The sequence below is a fragment of the Nocardia beijingensis NBRC 16342 genome (assembly GCF_001612785.1).
GTDB lineage: Bacteria > Actinomycetota > Actinomycetes > Mycobacteriales > Mycobacteriaceae > Nocardia > Nocardia beijingensis.
The window spans coordinates 20,045-36,762 of sequence record NZ_BDBC01000029.1 but is presented as its reverse complement, the minus strand read 5'-3'; the positions used below and the strand labels follow the sequence as shown (position 1 = coordinate 36,762).

General features: G+C 67.5%; 14 protein-coding genes and 1 pseudogene. 8 read left to right on the top strand and 7 right to left on the bottom strand.

Features of this window, described 5'->3' with window-relative positions:
* Position 1: 1 nt before the first annotated feature.
* Both NB3_RS35085 and NB3_RS36205 read left to right on the top strand, forming a co-directional pair.
* Entirely contained in the window at positions 2-472 is a 471-nt protein-coding gene (locus NB3_RS35085) for a hypothetical protein (RefSeq protein ID WP_157111841.1), read from the top strand.
* 295 nt (positions 473-767) lie between these two features.
* A pseudogene (locus tag NB3_RS36205) lies at positions 768-987 on the top strand (3'-5' exonuclease); the annotation flags it as partial.
* Between the two features lie 432 nt (positions 988-1,419).
* On the opposite strand, the gene NB3_RS17790 reads toward NB3_RS36205, so the two are convergent.
* From NB3_RS17790 to NB3_RS17780, 3 genes are all read right to left on the bottom strand, one after another.
* Entirely contained in the window at positions 1,420-2,103 is a 684-nt protein-coding gene (locus tag NB3_RS17790) for a DUF8020 domain-containing protein (RefSeq protein WP_067804286.1), read from the bottom strand.
* A 332-nt stretch (positions 2,104-2,435) separates the two neighbouring features.
* The gene (locus NB3_RS17785) at positions 2,436-3,248 is read right to left on the bottom strand and encodes an SGNH/GDSL hydrolase family protein (protein ID WP_067804282.1); all 813 of its coding nucleotides are present in this window, start codon (positions 3,246-3,248) and stop codon (positions 2,436-2,438) included.
* Entirely contained in the window at positions 3,245-3,931 is a 687-nt protein-coding gene (locus NB3_RS17780; protein WP_067804281.1) for a hypothetical protein, read from the bottom strand. Before NB3_RS17780 ends, NB3_RS17785 begins: the two co-directional genes overlap by 4 nt.
* A 69-nt stretch (positions 3,932-4,000) precedes the next feature.
* On the opposite strand from NB3_RS17780, the gene NB3_RS17775 reads away from it, so the two are divergent.
* Entirely contained in the window at positions 4,001-4,528 is a 528-nt protein-coding gene (locus NB3_RS17775; protein ID WP_244891949.1) for a MarR family winged helix-turn-helix transcriptional regulator, read from the top strand.
* Positions 4,529-5,562: 1,034 nt separating this feature from the next.
* Here NB3_RS17775 and NB3_RS17765 read toward each other — a convergent pair.
* The 3 genes from NB3_RS17765 to NB3_RS17755 all read right to left on the bottom strand — a co-directional run bounded on the left by NB3_RS17765 (position 5,563) and on the right by NB3_RS17755 (position 10,155).
* Complete coding sequence (locus NB3_RS17765; RefSeq protein WP_067804275.1) at positions 5,563-6,468, bottom strand: aromatic prenyltransferase; 906 nt, start codon at positions 6,466-6,468, stop codon at positions 5,563-5,565.
* Between the two features lie 385 nt (positions 6,469-6,853).
* Positions 6,854-8,977, bottom strand: a complete 2,124-nt coding sequence (locus tag NB3_RS17760; RefSeq protein WP_067804272.1) for a nuclease-related domain-containing protein — start codon at positions 8,975-8,977, stop codon at positions 6,854-6,856.
* Between the two features lie 152 nt (positions 8,978-9,129).
* Complete coding sequence (locus tag NB3_RS17755; RefSeq protein ID WP_067804269.1) at positions 9,130-10,155, bottom strand: hypothetical protein; 1,026 nt, start codon at positions 10,153-10,155, stop codon at positions 9,130-9,132.
* 56 nt (positions 10,156-10,211) lie between these two features.
* Between NB3_RS17755 and NB3_RS17750 the strand changes: the two genes are divergently transcribed.
* Positions 10,212-10,655 carry a MarR family winged helix-turn-helix transcriptional regulator gene (locus tag NB3_RS17750; protein WP_067804265.1) on the top strand — a complete coding sequence of 148 codons (444 nt, stop codon included), beginning with the start codon at positions 10,212-10,214 and terminating at the stop codon, positions 10,653-10,655.
* Positions 10,656-10,686: 31 nt separating this feature from the next.
* On the opposite strand, the gene NB3_RS17745 is transcribed toward NB3_RS17750, so the two are convergent.
* On the bottom strand, positions 10,687-11,319 hold the full coding sequence (locus NB3_RS17745) for a TetR/AcrR family transcriptional regulator (RefSeq protein WP_067804262.1): 633 nt from the start codon (positions 11,317-11,319) through the stop codon (positions 10,687-10,689).
* Positions 11,320-11,390: 71 nt separating this feature from the next.
* Between NB3_RS17745 and NB3_RS17740 the strand changes: the two genes are divergently transcribed.
* The 4 genes from NB3_RS17740 to NB3_RS17725 all read left to right on the top strand — a co-directional run bounded on the left by NB3_RS17740 (position 11,391) and on the right by NB3_RS17725 (position 16,594).
* On the top strand, positions 11,391-12,920 hold the full coding sequence (locus tag NB3_RS17740) for a flavin-containing monooxygenase (protein ID WP_067804259.1): 1,530 nt from the start codon (positions 11,391-11,393) through the stop codon (positions 12,918-12,920).
* Positions 12,917-13,747: an SDR family NAD(P)-dependent oxidoreductase gene (locus NB3_RS17735; RefSeq protein ID WP_067804256.1), complete on the top strand. Its 831-nt coding sequence runs from the start codon at positions 12,917-12,919 to the stop codon at positions 13,745-13,747. The genes NB3_RS17740 and NB3_RS17735 overlap by 4 nt, the downstream gene beginning before the upstream one ends.
* 22 nt (positions 13,748-13,769) lie before the next feature.
* The gene (locus NB3_RS17730; protein ID WP_067804253.1) at positions 13,770-14,684 is read left to right on the top strand and encodes an alpha/beta hydrolase; all 915 of its coding nucleotides are present in this window, start codon (positions 13,770-13,772) and stop codon (positions 14,682-14,684) included.
* A 119-nt stretch (positions 14,685-14,803) separates the two neighbouring features.
* Positions 14,804-16,594, top strand: a complete 1,791-nt coding sequence (locus NB3_RS17725) for an AMP-dependent synthetase/ligase (RefSeq protein ID WP_067804250.1) — start codon at positions 14,804-14,806, stop codon at positions 16,592-16,594.
* Positions 16,595-16,718 lie beyond the last annotated feature (124 nt).

Below are 16,718 nucleotides of genomic sequence, written 5' to 3'. Positions count from 1 at the left end.
GATGAGTAACTACGATCAGCGGACGGAAGATTTGTGGGCGACGCTCGACCCGCAGGACGAGGTGTTCATCGCAGCTGTCGACGAAGCTCGATTGGCCACTGAACGCCAGCGACTTCCCGAGCAGCGTCGAACTCTTCTCAAAACTCCTACCTATGGGTTGAAGAACAGGTTTTCGATGTGGGAGTCGCTGGTCCGAAGAATGGAGCAGAACTGGGCGCCGAGCGGATATTATCTGGTGGACGAGTACCTGAACGATCTGTCCTCCAGATCAGCGCTCTCCGAGATACTGGCAGACGCGCCGGACACAACCAGGACCAAGCTTTCCCAAGCGCTTTCCGCGCTCGACGAAAGATTCTTCCAGAATACCGTCGTCGATGGGGGTATCGAACTCGGGCGATGGCGCGCGAACCGGCCGCCGAATATTCTTCCATTTCTGTGGGAACGCAAACCCCGGCACCTCCCCTGGAATTAACGGAGACCCCGCATTCGGCACCGTGAGGTCAGCGATCAGTCCAGGCTTGTCAGTACGCTACCGACCGAGTGCCCGAACCGGCTGGGTCCGCGCCGGTGAAACGTTCGGCTACCTCGCCGCACCGATCGGGAACGACCCGCGCGGTGGTCGGCTAACATCCGAAAAGTGCCCGACCGGCGAACAAGGGGTCATCGGGCCGACGTATCCGACCGACCCGCCGAGTCGGCCGACATCCGAGGAACATCCGTGGGGTCCTACTGCCGACCTTGCAGGCGGCGGGTGTGACGGCCGCGCGCTCGACCGCCCGAAGGGTATGGAGTTCGCGCGGGTGATTCTGGCGGGAATCGACGAAGCCCATGTGCCGTCGAAGGCAAGCATTCACGGCGTGCGAGGAGGAGCGGGACGAGGCGAAGCTGCGCGAGAGATCGCTGTTGTACGTCGCGGCGAGCCGCGCACGCGACCAGCTTGTGGTGACCTGGAGTGGCCGGCGATCCCAATTGCTCGGCGGGAATTGATCGGCGACCGCCCTGCGCGGAACACGCCGCTATCTGGCCGGGACACCCTCGCTTACCGGTCCGCCTGCGAAACCGCCGTTCCGGGCAAGGCCCGGCTCTCCGAACGAAGCCGTCATCTGACGTCGGTGTTCCAGCTCGCCAGTACCCGGCCCGTCGTCGGCACGCTATGGCCCATCGACGGCGAAATCGTCGTGAATCGCCGACGCGTTCTACGTCACTCTGGTCACACCGGACGGCGTACCGGACTTGAACAATGTGCGTAGAGCTTTCCGCTCTTCCATCGGTCCAGGTCGCTGGGGCGTAGGGCTGTCGGCTGTCGTCCGTGCTGACGACAACACCCCGAGGGGCGACCCGGGCCGCTCTGATCGGCCCGCCCAACTCCCTCGAATACCGAGTCGGCACGTCGCCATGGTTCGGCGTGCCGACCGGGCGTCATCGAGCGGGCATGGGCGCGGTGATCGTGGTGAAGTACTGCACCGCGGCCAGTATCGCGATCGGGGCCGAGACCAGTAGTTGGCCCGCGACGGCGCCGAGGGGGCCTATCGCCACGACGCCGCCCAGGCAGCCGAGGAGGGCAGCGGGGAGGAAGGGGCCGAACAGGCCGATGATCGTGGCCGAGGCGATGGTTGCTCCGGCCAGGCCGCCGAGGACGCAGCCCGTTGCGGCGCCGCCGATTCCGCCGACCAGTGTGCCGATCATGACGCCGGTTGCGATCGTGGAGGTCAGGCGGGTCCAGGCGTCGCGTTCGCGGTCGTATTCCGAACGCCACGGGGCTTGGTCCTCGAAAGGCAGGGACACCGGGCGGTAGGTTGCGTGTTCGGTATCCAGTTGCGGGGTCAGTACTACTGTGCGGTCGGTGATCTCGGCGGCGATCGGGAAGACGAAATCGTCTACGCGGGCAGCGAGTTCGGCAGTGGCGAGCACACGGCCGTCGTCGGCTGCGATCCGCAGGACGCCGTCTTCGACGGTGAGCGAGCCCGCGTCGATGTCGATGACGGCCGAGGTGGACGTAGCGTGGGCGTTGAAGCCTATCGGGCGCGAATCTGCCTCTGCGCCGGAGGGACCCGCAGCGAGGACGGCGGCCGACGCGAGCGCCGACACCGTGCCGACCAACATTCCGGCACGGCGGCGTCCGACAGCGGAGACAACGGCCTTCGCGGCCGCAACACAGTCGCCACTGGCCGGCGTCCCCACGACGCCGCCGTCACGGCGACCCACGAACGCCCCCACGTCCGCCTTCACAAGACCAGCACGGCCGCGACCTGCCTGCGTGCCCGCGACTCCGCCATCACGGTCACCCGCGACCGCCTCCAGCTCGACCCTCAGAACCTCGGCACCCCTGCTAGCCAGCGGCCCCGCGACTCCACCATCACGGCGATCCGCGACCAGCCCCAGCTCGGCCCTCACAACCCGACCACCGCCGCGGCCCCACAACGCCGCTAACCCCTTCACGATTCCGCCAACGCGGCGACGAACGACGCGGCCACCGCCTGCTGACCGGCCAGCGTGGCGTGGACACCGTCGTCGAGCAGCAACGGGTCCTCGCCGTCAGGGAGCGTGTCGTTCTCCACGTCGATGGTCAGGTCGGCCAGGTCGTGCAGCACGGTCGCGGTGTCGGCGATGTCGGCTCGGGTCCAGGCGATGCCGATTCGTCGGAACGGTTCGAACGTGGCGATGCGGGCTTCGTCGACGGTGGTCGGCGTGAGCCAGAGCCACTGCGCCGCTCGGGGTGCGCGGGATCGGAGGATACGCAGGTTGCGCTCGGTTTCGGATAGGCCGACCAGGCGGGGACCGCCGGCGCCGCCGATGCGCTGGGCGTCGTTTGCGCCGAGCTGGCAGACCACCCAGTCGGGGTTGTGGAAACCGAGAGCGGCAGCGAGTGTCAGCGTCTGAGTCGTGGTCGCGCCCGAGACGGCGAGATTGGTGAGCCGGATGGCGTCGTGGGGTCGGCGCAGGTCGAGCAGGTGGCGCAGGATCTCGAACCACGACAGCCGGTCGGCGGTCGAGCTTTCGCCCAGGGCGACCACGTGCTGGTCGGCTCGAAACGGCAACCGGTCCACCGCGGCGGCCACCGCGGCGTCGTCGAGCAGGGCTGCCGCCGCCCAGCGCGCCTGTTCATCGAGATCGGCGCACAGCTTCTCGTATTCGTCGACAGTCAGGCCGAACAGCGGTGCGACGCGGTCGGGGCCGAGACCGGGGAGGTAGGGCAGCGAACGTTCGGGACGCTGGAATCGGACGAGCTTCTCGGTGTGCGAATTCATCGGTCATTCCGTTCTGCGGCAGCGGATTTCGAGACGAGAAAGCCGGCGGCGATCAACCACGCCATGCCGGTGAAGCGGGCCAGCGGCAGCAGAACGGCGGCCTGGGTACGCATCAGCGTCGCGGTGGTAGCCAGTCCGGCGACGGCGATGACGAGCCCGACCCTGGCCAGCCAAGGCCGGAGATTCAGAGCGGGCAACCCGATTCCCGCGATGAGCAAACCGGTCGACACGACGTTCGCCGGGCCGCCCGCGAGGAATGCCAGCGTGTGCAGAGCGCGCACCAGGTGCGGCGCGTCGATGACCTCCGGCACGGTCAGCACCCAGGTCACCACCGCCGACAGCATCAGGAATCCGGTGGCGAGCGCGCCTCCGGTGAGGGCGAGCGCGCCCCGCGTCCGCAGCCGCGCGGTGATAGCGGCGACGAACAGGGCACCGGGAATCGCGGCCGCGAACTGCAACGTCGCCCCCAGCCGGACCGCGTCGCGGTGGTCGGTGAAGTAGAACAGTGCGTCTTCCGGCGCGGCGAACGGGGAGGGAAATACGTCGCCACCGGCCGCGACGGTGCTCGCGGCCAATCCGGCTACGAACAGCGCCGCCGAGGCTGCGGCGAAGACTCCCGGCGGCGGGCCCAGCTTTGGTACGTCCGGCCGCTGTGGGGTGGAAGTGATTACGGGAGTGGCCATCCTAGAATTCCGTTCTTACTAGTGAATCATTCACCATAGTGAACGATTGAGCATGTGTACGATAACTCCGTGACAGCAGGAGAGCAAGCGGGTGACAACCCGATTCCGCGACAGGCCCTCACCCGGCAGGTCTCGTTCCTGCTCGCCCAGCTCGGCGCGCACGCCACCCAGCGATTCACCGACCGCATCGCCCCGCTGGGTCTGACTCCCCCCGATATCGGGGTGCTGCGCATGATCGCCATGTCACCCGGCCGCAGCCAGCGCGCCTTGGCCGAAGAACTCGGCGTTGTGCCCAGCCGTGTCGTCGCCCTCCTCGACAACCTCGACCGCAAAGGCCTCGTCGAACGCCGCCGCAGCACCACGGACCGCCGCAACCACGAACTGCATCCGACCCCAGCGGCCTACCAGCTGATGGGGGAACTCTGGCCGTTGCTGCAAACCCACGAAGCCGATCTCACCGCCGCGCTCTCACCCGCCGAACGCGATCAGTTGGCGTCCCTGCTGGGGCGTATTGCCGAGCAGCAAGGTTTGGACGTGGGCGTGCACCCCGGCTACCAGCGCGCGAACTCGCCCGCCACCGATGAGACGAAGGGATAGATCACGAACCGACACCGGGCCGCTTCCAGGTAGAACGGTTCAGCCCACCGGCTTCACGCGCGAACGGGCGAGGGGCACCTGGTAGATCGTCGCCTCGTGTAGGCCCACGGCGCCGCTCCGCGAATCCTCGCCGCACAAGTGATGATTGTTGTGGGATGAGTCGCGCTCTCCCACGTCGCAGACGGCCTTGACGTGACCCTCCGGTGTCACCACGCAGGTGCTGACGCGGCGGACACCGCCCATATCGGCATTGCGCTCGCCGGCGCGAGCGGACCCGACGGCGGCTCCCGGCAGTCCCCTCGAACGGCTCTAGCGCGCATGTCACCGGGCGGCCCGGTAGAACTCTCACCGCGGACGGCCGTGGAAGCACCGGCCGTCAGCGCGATCCGCGCCTGTTCACCGAAACCCTTCGCTCACTCACCGTCTGGCACGCGGCTGGTGGGACTGGCCGATTCATGTACCCGTCGGCCAGCAGTAGGGCATCGGCGACGGCCACGCGCCCAGCGTCGGAGTGCGGCGCGGCGCCTGATTTCCCCGAACTTTCTCGCCGACGCGAATTCTCAGCCGCCGCCCCGGAACCGGTCACAGGCTGACCTGATACGTCGCCGATCGACTGCTGATTCGATTCGTCATCCCACCGCACGACTCATTCGAAGGTGATCCATGCACGAACTCGTCGTCACCGCCTCTTGTGCTGTCGCGTCGCTGTCACGGTCTGCGCGTCAGGCACCTCATCGGCGAAAACCAATGCCGGGACTCAGCAAACGAAGCCGAATCGCTTGCGAAACGAGCATGGTGGCGCTCGGCGGACAAGTCGTCCGAGCACGACGGATAGACCACCGCACGGCAGCCCTGTCACCGGCCCCCAGGCGAACGCCGGTCTACCGATTCCCGGACCAGCAAACCAGCGCCGACATCTTCATCAGCAGGGCGCCCCGTTCGAGGCCGCCGTCCAACTCCTCCGGTCGGCACTGCTATCGAAGGGCTGTGTCAGCAGAGTGGGACTCTTCAGCTGACACGCCCAGCCCACAGCTCTATGAATCGGAAGTCTTCATCCTGTCCAGAATTCTGGGTTGCCACTGGTAGAACCAACTGAATTTGTACGACTCGCCGTCGGGTGACGAGGTGGCGGCATAGGTGAAGCGGCGGTCGGGTGTGTTGATCGGCACCTCGTCGACGAGGTGCTCGAAGCGTGGCTCGATCGGAACCGGAAGCGTTCTCGGGTCCGGTGTTATCACGGGGAAGCAGAGGCGCTCGATGCGGGGCGATTCCCAGCTGATAGTGGCGTATATATCGAATGCTTTCTCGGTGAGCGAGAGGAATTGATCGCTCGGGTCCGGGAGTCCCGCGTCCCGGTGCAGCGCCATGATGGCGCGGGGCTCGAAGCAGTCGGCGGGCAGTCCGGGGAAGTACACGTTCATCGTCTTGTCGTGGTAGTCGATGCCGAGCAAGCCGACTTTGTCCTCCAAGCCGTGACGCGCGAACATGCGGGCGTGGTCGGCGAGACTGGGCGGCATGGACGGTAGTTCGGCGAGTTCCGATACCTTCTGCATGCCATCGGCGGGAAAGAACGGCCAGATTTTCTTGAAGCCGCCGACTACACCGATGTCTATCCCGTAACTGTGGATGGGGCACCGCTCGCGGACCTGATCGAGCAGGGTGCCGATCGAATGATCCGTCTCGGGAAGGAGTTTGTTCGCGAGGGCGATGCCGTAAGGGTCGACGTCGCTGGGCAGCGTCAAGAAGCGGTAGTCGAGGTCTCCCGCGCGGCGGGCGTCGGTGACAACGCGGAGAGAGATCACGGAGCGCGTGAGCATCGCGCCGTATGCGGACAGAGTGGGCCAGACGGCTTCTCGGGTGCACGGCACGTCCCATAGCCGCGCGGATTTCTCAATGGCCGCGTAGAGATCGTCCAGCTCGGATTCGGTGGTGGTGAACACGCGTCCTTCCAGAGATCAGTGCTGTCAACATCACTCCTCCGTCAAATGGGTTCAGCCAGAACACAAGTCAGGCGGGGAGTCATATGGAGGAGCGCTGGGAGCACTCTACGCCCGCGCGTCCTTTCAGGGTCTTGCCGTGAACTGCCAGAGGTGGGGGGTGGGGGGCTTTGCGGTCGACGGCTGGCCTACTTGTCGACCCGCGTCACCGCCAACGGCAGGCTCCTCGATGAAGCTGCCCATTTCACCTCGGCGCTTTATCTCGCGGGATACTCACACGTCAGCGGCGCGCTCGCGACGCGCTTCCCGCCCCCTCCGGCACGGAGGGTGAGACCCCGATGGTGGCAAAGCCGCAGTGCGCGAGACTCCTGAGCGATGCCCGGCGGCGTCAGCATTCGGGGGTGCGTGGAGTGCACAACGGCAGCAGGTTCATGCGGCCCGGAGTTTCCGTGACGGTCGGCGGTGGCGGGACTGCCTCGGTGGTCAGCACGGGTGCCGGGGTGGGTTGCACGGCGCCGCCCGTGGGTGTCGAGCAGGAGGCGGCCAGTATCCACAGCGTGCCGATGACGAGCACGATCAGCGCCACCGCGGCGATCTGCTGCGAGCGGTGGCCGCGTGGCTTCGATTTCTCGGAACCGCGACCAGGGATGCGCGCGGACAGTGCGCTCAGCTGCTCGCGAACCGCGACCCGGGGGCGACGCTCGAGCACAGCGGTCGGCGTGGGACGGCGCAGTGGCTCGGGTTCACGGGTGGGTGTGGACCACGACGTGGGTCGGCTCGGCACGGCGGCTTGCACCGGACGTGGGCGCAGCGGACGGTCGGGGGCGGTATCGATCCACGACGACCAACTGTCGGTGAACGACGACGGCGCGGTACCCGAGCGCGCAGCCGGGTCGAAATGCTCATCGGCAGGACCGAGTTCGTCGTCGGTCGGCTCAGCCGGGGTGGGCTCGGCCGGGACACGCCGTATCGACGCCGCGGCTCCGGTCGCGAATGGTTGCGCTTCGTCTGCATACGGCTCGGCGTCACCTTCCCTTGCGGGTCTCGCCGCGAGCCTGCCTTCGAAGCGAGGCGACTCATGCCGGTCATGCTCCGACACATCGGCATCGGGCAACGCCTCTGGGCGATACGAGGCCGACCGGTGTTCTTCCCGGGCGTACCGATCGGAATGGGCTGCCGTGTCCAACGAGGCAGGTGCCGGTACGGGCTCCGGCGCGAGGAATTCCGGTGCGAACGGATCTACTTCAGCGGCCCATGCTCGCGCAGGCGTAGCGTGCGCGGGCTGCGGCTCGGACGCTGGGTCGTGGCTGCCGTCCGGAAGGGCGGTGTCCGGCCGAGATGACCGGTCGGCTTGCGATGCGCTCGAGGAACCGGACCGCGTCGACGGCGCAGGCTCCGAGTCCTCGTGCCGCTCGCCCGTTTCCGTGGCGTCGGTCTCCTTCGGCGCAGGCGACGCAGGTGACTCATCCGGCTCTGGGACCTGCCGATCTACTTCTCGCTCGTCCCCGTTCCCGGACGCTTCCGTCGAACCGGATACGGCAGCGCTCGCGGCCTCCGCAACGGCAGCCGGCGACCGCAGAACGGCAGCCTGCGACTCCGCAACGGCATCCGGCACCACCTCCGGCACATCCCGATCCCGGACGGCATCCGGCACCTCCGGCACGGCATCCGGCACCTCCGGCACAGCATCCGGTGCCTCCGGTACGGCATCCGCTGTCTCCGGCCCGGCATCCGGCTGCTCCGGCACGGCATCTCCAGGCGTCGAACCAGCCGCCACGTCATCCGCGTCGGAACCCTCGTCGGACGCCCGGCCCTCGAGCTCGGGAGCCTTTCGCGTGACGCTGTCCAACGCCGCCAGCGTTCCGGCCCGCAACTTCCGCTCCGGCGGAAAACCGTCCGCCACCAAGTCGTCGACGGTGACCTGATCGCCCAGGTTCAACTCGGTCAGCAGGGCATGGGTGCGCTCGGCGGTCCAGATGAGCTTGCGGCTCGCGGTGCGGTGGAACCACGCTCGCAAATCGGCCTGCCCGGCTCCGAGCACCACCGCGCACCCGCGCCTGCGTGACTCGATGTTCAGCGTGAGGTTCGAATCCCTCGGCGGCACCACCACGATCAGGCCGTCGACGAAGGCTTCGGCATTGTGCTTGCGCACCAGCGCCTTCAGATTGAAGACGTTGTTCGTCACCTGATCGAACGGGCTGCTGTCGTGGTCGCGCACGTGGATCGGGTCGCCCGCGTAGCCGGACAGCCGCCAGCGGCCGTTGGCCTGCACCGACAGGACGCCGCTCGTCGCCTCGGGGACGGTGCCCTTGACCTCGACGACGACCGCCGCCCTGGGGGTGATCACCACCAGATCGGCTTCCTGCGTTTCGTCCTTGCGCTCGCGGTCGGGTAGGTAACACCCCGAGATCGCGAGTCCCACAATGACGTACTGGCCGGTCCAGGTCCGCATCCAGTCGAGCACGCGCTGTTCGGATCGCGGCGCCGTCGTTCGTTCATTGATGACCAACATCGGCGGCCTCCATCGCCGTCCCACACCATCGACCACCCAACGGTATGCGCCGGGATTTCCGCCACAAAATCGAAAGGCACTGGAGCAGGCGGGTATTGGCAGCACAAGGGCGTGCGAAGGACGGCGTGTGGGCAGCGCCACACTCGGGTGCGTCAGACTCCGACCGCTTCTTCGATCTCTTCCTCGGCCGCGTGTTCCGTGACGCGGACCGTCTCGGTGCGCGCGGCCACGCGCAGCCTGCGTTCGTAGCCCCCCGCCACCAGGACCAGTCCCGCACCGGCCGCCAGCCACAGCACCAAGCTCAACACCCGGTTGCCGAATCCCGCACCGCCGTCGAAGTACAACAGGGTGCGCGCGCCCTCGACGAAACCCGCTCCGTTCCAGAACGAATGCAGCGCGCCGAAGAAATCGTTCTGCAGCCACGGCCCGTACACGCCGCCCGATGTCGTGAAGTTGAGCATCACGAACAGCACCATCATCGTCAGCGTGGTCCAGCGCCGTAAGAAGGTGTGCAGCCCGATGCCCACCGCGAGAATCCCGGCCGAATACAGCCACGACATCGCCCAGACGGCGGCGTAGTCGTGGTCGACCACATGGAATACCGGCCCCGCGACGCCGAGTCCGATGACGCTCACCGCCAGCGACGTGACCAGGCCGAGCAATGCGCGAACGCCCATGCTCAGTCCCGCCCCGGCCGCGCCGATCGCCGCGACGCTGCCGTAGGAGCCGATGCTCAATGCCACCAGCAGGAAGAACAGGCCCTGCGCGGTCGGATCACCGGTGCTCGGCGGAGCGATATCGGTGACCTCGACCGGTGCGCCCTGCTGGGCGGCGATCCGGTCGAAGACGGCCTCGGCAGCCATCGCCGTGGTGTCGGAACCAGCCTTGGCGACCAGCGCTTCGTGCGATTCCGGCACATAGGCGCCGGCCAGCGTCCGCTCGCGCAACTGCCGCACCGCCTCCTCCCGGCCGGGCAGGGTGACCACCTCCAGTGCGTCTCCGGCCCGGTCCTTCAGCGTCTGCGCCAGCACCTTGACCTGCGGTGCGTCACCCACGATCGCCACCTTCATGTGGTTCGGCTCGGGTTGGTGGAACGCGCCCAGATACGCCAGTGCCATGCCGAGGCACATCAGCAGTGGGGTGAGCAGATGCGCGGCGACATGCCGTAGTTGGTGCATGAGACGACTCCCCAAACGGTTGGTAAATACAACTATATTCGTTGTACTATACAACCATGCGGCAATCTCCGGCATTCCCCACTCGCTCGACCGCGATCCACATCATTCAGCGCGAGCTCACCGCATTCGCCCGCCGAGCCCGTGGCCGAGCCGCCGAACTGCATCCGGAACTGCCGCTGGTCGCGTCGAGCATCCTGGACCTGGTCATCGAACGCGACGGCTGCCTTGCCACCGAACTGGCCGAACACTTCCTGCTGGACAAATCCACGGTGAGCAGGCAGGTGGCGGCGCTGGAACGGCTCGGGTATCTCACCAGGGAGGTCGATCCGGCCAATCGCCGCAACCACATCCTGCGCGCCACCCCCGCCGGGCGGCGGATCGCACGGGAGGCCGAGCAGCGCCGCCGGGAGGCGTTCGCCGAACGGTTCCGCGACTGGGACGACGATGACCTCGCGAAACTCGCCGGGTACCTGGTCCGCTACAACGCGGCGGACGGCTGATCGGCACACGGCTGACGCGAGCGGGCCCCGCTCAACCTCGCAGCGCCGCGGCCAGATCCGGGTCAACGGCGAACGCGATGGCGATCAACGATTCGACCAGCAGGTCGATCAGCTCCGTACGCGAGATGGGCTCCGAGCGCAGCCAGGTGAGCGTGGATTCCTCAACGAACGCGATCCAGCCGCGCATGGCGAGCATGAGGCGGGGATGGTCGGCTTCGGCGACCGGCACGGGGGTCTCGGCCAGGATGATCCCGATGATGGCGTCGCGAGTCTGGTCCACCAGCGGGGCCAGCTCGGGGCTGACGCTGGTGGGGCCGCGCAGCAGCGCGAGGTAGGAGGTCCGATTCTCCGTGACGTACTCGATGTAGCGCTCGATCGAGTCGCGCAGCATCTCGAACAGGCCCAGCGAGCGGTCCGGGGCGACGCGCTCGAGCAGTTCGGCGTTGGCGTGGTGCACGATCGCCAGCTGGAAATCCTGCTTGGTCGGGAAATAGTGGAACAGCAGGCCGCGCGAGATGCCCGCCGCCGCGGCGATCTCGCTGACCGAGATGTCCTCGATGGAACGCTCGCCGAGCATCTTCGCGCCCAGAGTGATCAGCTGCTCGCGGCGCTCGTCGGGACTCAGCCGCGTCCGCTTGGGGGCGTCTCCCTGGGTTCTCGTCACCCGCCCAATCCTACTGAACGCCAGTCAATACACTGTTGACTCGCGCTCAATAGGACCGTAGGCTGGATTACATGAGTCGCAAGGTTACAGACAAAGCTGTCGCCGGCCGACCCACGCGCCACGCGAGGACGATCATCATCGGCAGCGGGTTCGCGGGTCTGGGTCTGGCCATCCGGCTGACCCAGCAGGGTCGCGACGACTTCCTCGTGCTGGAGCGCGGCAGCGACGTCGGCGGCACCTGGCGCGACAACACCTACCCCGGCGCGGCCTGCGACGTCCCCTCGCACCTGTACTCGTACTCGTTCGCGCTGAACCCGAACTGGTCGCGCTCGTTCTCCCGCCAGGGCGAGATCCAGCAGTACATCCAGGACGTGTCGAAGCGCTACGACGTGCGCGACAAGCACATCTTCGACTGCGACGTGACCAGCGCCCGCTGGAACAACGAGACCGCGCGGTGGGAGATCGAGTCCACGAAGGGCAGCTTCACCGCCGATACGGTGATCTCCGCGGTCGGCGCGCTGTGCGAGCCCGCGCTGCCGGACATCAAAGGCATCGGCGAGTTCGAAGGCGAGATCTTCCACTCCGCCCGCTGGAACCACGACGCCGACCTCACCGGCAAGCGGGTCGCCATCATCGGCACCGGCGCTTCGGCGATCCAGATCGTGCCCGCCATCGCCGCGAAGGTCGGCCACCTGGACGTCTACCAGCGCACCGCGCCGTGGTTGCTTCCGCGCCTGGACCGCCCGTACACGACGGCCGAGCGACTGGCCTTCAAGCACGTCCCCGGTCTACAGCGGCTGTCCCGCGCGGCCATCTACGCCGCGCGCGAGACCCAGGTGGTCGGTCTGGCCAAGGTTCCAGCCCTGATGCAGCTGTTCGAGGCGATCGCGAAGGCCAAACTGCGCCACGAGATCCGCGATCCCGAACTGCGCGCGAAGGTGACGCCGAATTTCCGGATCGGCTGCAAGCGCATGCTGATCTCCAACGACTACTACCCCGCGCTCACGCGGCCCAACGTCGACGTGGTCACCGACGGCATCGCCGAGGTGCGCGCGAACTCGATCGTCACGAAGGACGGCACCGAGCGCGAGATCGACGCGCTGATCGTGGCGACCGGCTTCCACGTCACCGACTCCCCCACCTACAACACGATCACCGGCCGCGACGGCCGGACCCTGTCGGAGGTGTTCGACGAGATCGGCCAGCAGGGCTACAAGGGCTCCGCGATCGCCAATTTCCCCAATATGTTCTTCCTGCTCGGCCCGAACGTCGGCCTCGGGCACACCTCGATGGTGTACATGATCGAATCGCAGATCAATTACATCGCCGACGCGCTGGCTACCTTCGACCGCCTCGACCTGCGTACCGTGGAAGTGCGCCGCGACGTGCAGGATGCCTACAACGCCGACCTGCAGAGAAAGCTGGCGAACAGCGTCTGGCTGACCGGCGGGTGCTCGAGCTGGTACCTGGACAAGCACGGCAACAACACCACGCTGTGGCCGGACTTCACCTTCGAATTCCGTCGGCTGACCAAGACATTCGACGTGGCGGCGTACGACATATCCATTTCCTCGGCAGACCTGAAAGCAGTGGCATCGTGAGCAGTGACGCTTACTTCAAGAACAAGGTATGTGTGATCACCGGAGCGGGTTCCGGGATCGGTCGCGCGCTGGCGGTGAATCTGGCCCGGCGCGGCGCCAAACTGGCCCTGTCGGACATCGATGTCGACGGTCTCGCCGAGACCGTTCGCCGCTGCGAGCAGCTCGGCGCCGAGGTCAAGTCCGACCGGCTGAACGTGGTCGAGCGCGAAGCGGTGATCCTTTACGCCGACGCGGTGAAAGCGCACTTCGGCACGGTGCACCAGGTCTACAACAATGCGGGCATCGCGCACCACGGCGAGGTCCTCCGCTCGGAGTACAAGGACTTCGAGCGCGTGATGGACGTCGATTTCTGGGGCGTCGTCAACGGCACCAAGGCGTTCCTGCCGATGGTCATCGAGTCCGGCGACGGCCACATCGTCAACGTGTCGAGTCTGTTCGGCCTGATCGCGATCCCCGGGCAGAGCGCCTACAACGCGGCGAAGTTCGCGGTGCGCGGCTTCACCGAGTCGCTGCGCCAGGAGATGCTGGTCGCGCGGCACCCGGTAAAGGTCACCTGCGTGCATCCCGGCGGCATCAAGACCGCGGTCGCGCGCAACGCCACCTACGCCGATGGCATCGACGCGAAGTCGGCCGCGTCGATGTTCGACCGGAAGCTGGCCATCCACACCCCGGAGATGGCAGCGCAGACCATCGTCGAGGGCGTGCGCAAGGGGCAGGGCCGTGTGCTGATCGGCTGGGAGGCCAAGCTGCTGGATCTGTTCGTGCGGGTCACCGCGTCGGGCTACCAGCGGATCGCGGCCAACGTCGAACGCGGCTTCCTGCCCTGAGCCCGGATTCGAGGAACGACGAATGCGGGACATCGACCTGCCCCTGCCGCTGGCGCGGGCGGTACTGAATCCGATCTTCCGGGCCACGCTGAACAAGCGGTTGCCGTTCACGGTGCAGCGCAGGCTGCTCGACGTGAGTTCGCGGGCGCAGTTGCTGCCCGCGGGCGCCGTCGTGCGGCCCACGCGCCTCGGCGGCAGGCCGGCCGAGCGGATCGACTTCGCCGACACCTCCGAGCACGGCGCGGTTCTCTATCTGCACGGCGGCGGCTACGCGGTCGGCTCGCTCGCGACGCATCGCTCGCTGGCGGCGCGGCTGGCGCGGGACGTCGGCTGCCCGGTCTACGTGCTGGACTACCGGCTCGCGCCGGAGCACCCCATGCCCGCCGCACTGGACGACGCCGAGGCGGCGTTCCTGGAGCTGGTGGCGACGGGCCTGCGGCCGGACCGGATCGCCGTCTCCGGTGATTCCGCGGGCGGCGGGCTGTCGCTCGCGCTGGCACAGCGACTGATCGCCCGGCACGGGCAGACTCCGGCGGCGCTCGGTTTGATCGCGCCTTGGGCGGACCCGAACGAGATCCCGGATCGCGAACGCGATCTGGTGATCAGCAAGCCCTGGTCGCGCTCCTGCGCCGCCGCCTACCTCGGCGACGGCGATGCCGCCGACCCGGTCTACGCCCCGCTGACCGGCGAGCTGCGCGGCCTGCCGCCGACCTACGTGCAGGTGGACGTCAGCGAACTGCTGCACCGGCAGTGCGTCGCGCTGGTCGCCGCCCTGTGCGCGGCGGGGGTACAGGTGCGCTTCACCGAGAGCAAGGGCTTGTGGCACGTCGCTCAACTGCAGGCCGCGCTGGCGGCGCCCGCCGCGGCCGTGCTGCGCGAACTCGCCGAGTTCCTGCGCGAAGCCGTTCAACCGGCGGACCTGCGCGAACTAGGATGAAATTCGAGCGGGTCACCAGCCTGCGGTGATGTACGGAGGCGACTGGCGGTGGTCGACCTCACGGCCCTGGCGCAGGTGTCGTAGATTACTGGCGAGTAAACCCACGTGGAAGGGCACTGATGCGAGAGTTCGAAGTCCCGGCTTCTTACACCATTCCGGATGACGCGAACAATTCCGACAACGTCTTCCGCCACGCCGAGCAGTCGCCGAACGCGGTGCTGTTCAACGTGCCGAACGGCGGCGGCTGGCGGGACATCACCGCCGCGGAGTTCGCGAAAACGGTTACCGGAGTGGCGAAAGGCCTGATCGCCTCGGGTCTCGAACTCGGCGATCGCGTCGCCATCATGGCCCCCACCCGCTACGAGTGGGCCGTCCTCGATTTCGCCATCTGGGCCGCGGGCGGCTGCACGGTCGCCATCTACGACAGCTCCGCCGCCGAGCAGGCCAAGTGGATCCTGCAGGACTCGGCCACCAAGCTGCTGGTCGTGGACAGCGACAAGCACCGCAAGGTGATCGACGAGATCGAAGCCGGGTCGCTGCCGGAGCTGCGGGAAACCCTGCAGATCGACAAGGGCGCGGTGGAGGAACTGCTCGGCCGCGGCGCCGACCTCGACGACCAGGCCGTGCACGACCGCCGCGCGCAGGTCGGCGCGAAGTCGCCCGCCACCCTGATCTACACCTCGGGCACCACGGGCCGCCCGAAGGGCGTCATGCTGACCCACGCGAACCTGTACGCGGAGTCGAAGTCCGATCGGATCGCGCTGGGCAAGTACGTCTCCGAGGGCAAGAAGACCCTCATGTTCCTGCCGCTCGCGCATGTCTTCGCCCGCGCCGTCGCGCTCGCCGCGTTCGACGCGAAGGTGGTCGTCGCGCACACCGCCGACTGGTCCACCCTGGTCGAGCAGTTCGGCAGCTACCAGCCGCACTTCATCCTCTCGGTGCCCCGGGTGTTCGAGAAGGTGTTCAACAGCGCCAAGCAGAAGGCGCACGACGGCGGCAAGGGCAAGATCTTCGACGCCGCCGCCGACACCGCGATCGCGTGGAGCGAGTCGCTCGACAACGGCGGACCCGGCGTTGGGCTGAAGCTGAAGCACGCGCTGTTCGACAAGCTGGTCTACAGCAAACTGCGGGCGGCGCTCGGCGGCCAGTGCGAGGCGGCCGTCTCCGGCGGTGGCCCGCTCGGCGCGCGGCTCGGCCACTTCTTCCGCGGCGTCGGCGTGACCATCTACGAGGGCTACGGCCTCACCGAGACCACCGCGGCCATCTCGGTCAACACTCCGGAGCACATCCGGGTCGGCTCGGTCGGGCGGCCGATCGAGGGCCACGCCGCCAAGATCGCCGAGGACGGCGAGCTGCTGCTGCGCGGCTCGGTCGTGTTCAGCGGCTACTGGGGCAACGCGGAGGCCACCGAGGACGCCTTCGACGACGGCTGGTTCAAGACCGGTGACCTCGGCGCCATCGACGCCGACGGCTTCATCACCATCACCGGCCGCAAGAAGGAGATCATCGTCACCGCCGGTGGCAAGAACGTCTCCCCCGCGCTGCTGGAGGACTCGCTGCGGGCGCACCCGCTGATCAGCCAGGTGATGGTGGTCGGCGACGGTCAGCCGTTCATCGGCGCGCTGATCACGCTGGACCCGGAGTCGCTGCCCGGCTGGAAGGAGCGCAACAGCCTGCCCGCCGACACCCCGATCGAGAAGCTGATCGAGAACCCCGATCTGCTCGCCGAGGTGAACGCGGCGGTGGCCGAGACGAACAAGAAGGTGTCGAAGGCCGAGCAGATCAAGAAGATCCGCCTGCTGACGATCGACTGGACCCAGGAGACCGGCGAGCTCACCCCGAAGATGTCGCTCAAGCGCGCGGTCGTGATGAAGCAGCACGCCGACGACGTGGCGGGCATCTACAACTGAACCGATCGCGGGAAGGCGCTGTCCGTTCGCGGGCAGCGCCTTTCGCATGTCAGGGGCCGCCACCAGGGAGACATCGCCAGCCGATTCGGTCGGCGGCCGAGGCGGCCGGGCGGCAGTAGTCTCG

Excerpts from the sequence above, each read along its gene's own strand:
- NB3_RS17725 (WP_067804250.1), top strand. The coding sequence starts at position 14,804 with ATGCGAGAGTTCGAAGTCCCGGCTTCTTACACCATTCCGGATGACGCG.
- NB3_RS17785 (WP_067804282.1), bottom strand. The coding sequence starts at position 3,248 with ATGAATTCGCACACCGAGAAGCTCGTCCGATTCCAGCGTCCCGAACGT.
- NB3_RS17755 (WP_067804269.1), bottom strand. The coding sequence starts at position 10,155 with ATGCACCAACTACGGCATGTCGCCGCGCATCTGCTCACCCCACTGCTG.
- NB3_RS17760 (WP_067804272.1), bottom strand. The coding sequence starts at position 8,977 with ATGTTGGTCATCAATGAACGAACGACGGCGCCGCGATCCGAACAGCGC.
- NB3_RS17780 (WP_067804281.1), bottom strand. The coding sequence starts at position 3,931 with ATGGCCACTCCCGTAATCACTTCCACCCCACAGCGGCCGGACGTACCA.
- NB3_RS17750 (WP_067804265.1), top strand. The coding sequence starts at position 10,212 with ATGCGGCAATCTCCGGCATTCCCCACTCGCTCGACCGCGATCCACATC.
- NB3_RS17790 (WP_067804286.1), bottom strand. The coding sequence starts at position 2,103 with ATGTTGGTCGGCACGGTGTCGGCGCTCGCGTCGGCCGCCGTCCTCGCT.
- NB3_RS35085 (WP_157111841.1), top strand. The coding sequence starts at position 2 with ATGAGTAACTACGATCAGCGGACGGAAGATTTGTGGGCGACGCTCGAC.
- NB3_RS17740 (WP_067804259.1), top strand. The coding sequence starts at position 11,391 with ATGAGTCGCAAGGTTACAGACAAAGCTGTCGCCGGCCGACCCACGCGC.
- NB3_RS17730 (WP_067804253.1), top strand. The coding sequence starts at position 13,770 with ATGCGGGACATCGACCTGCCCCTGCCGCTGGCGCGGGCGGTACTGAAT.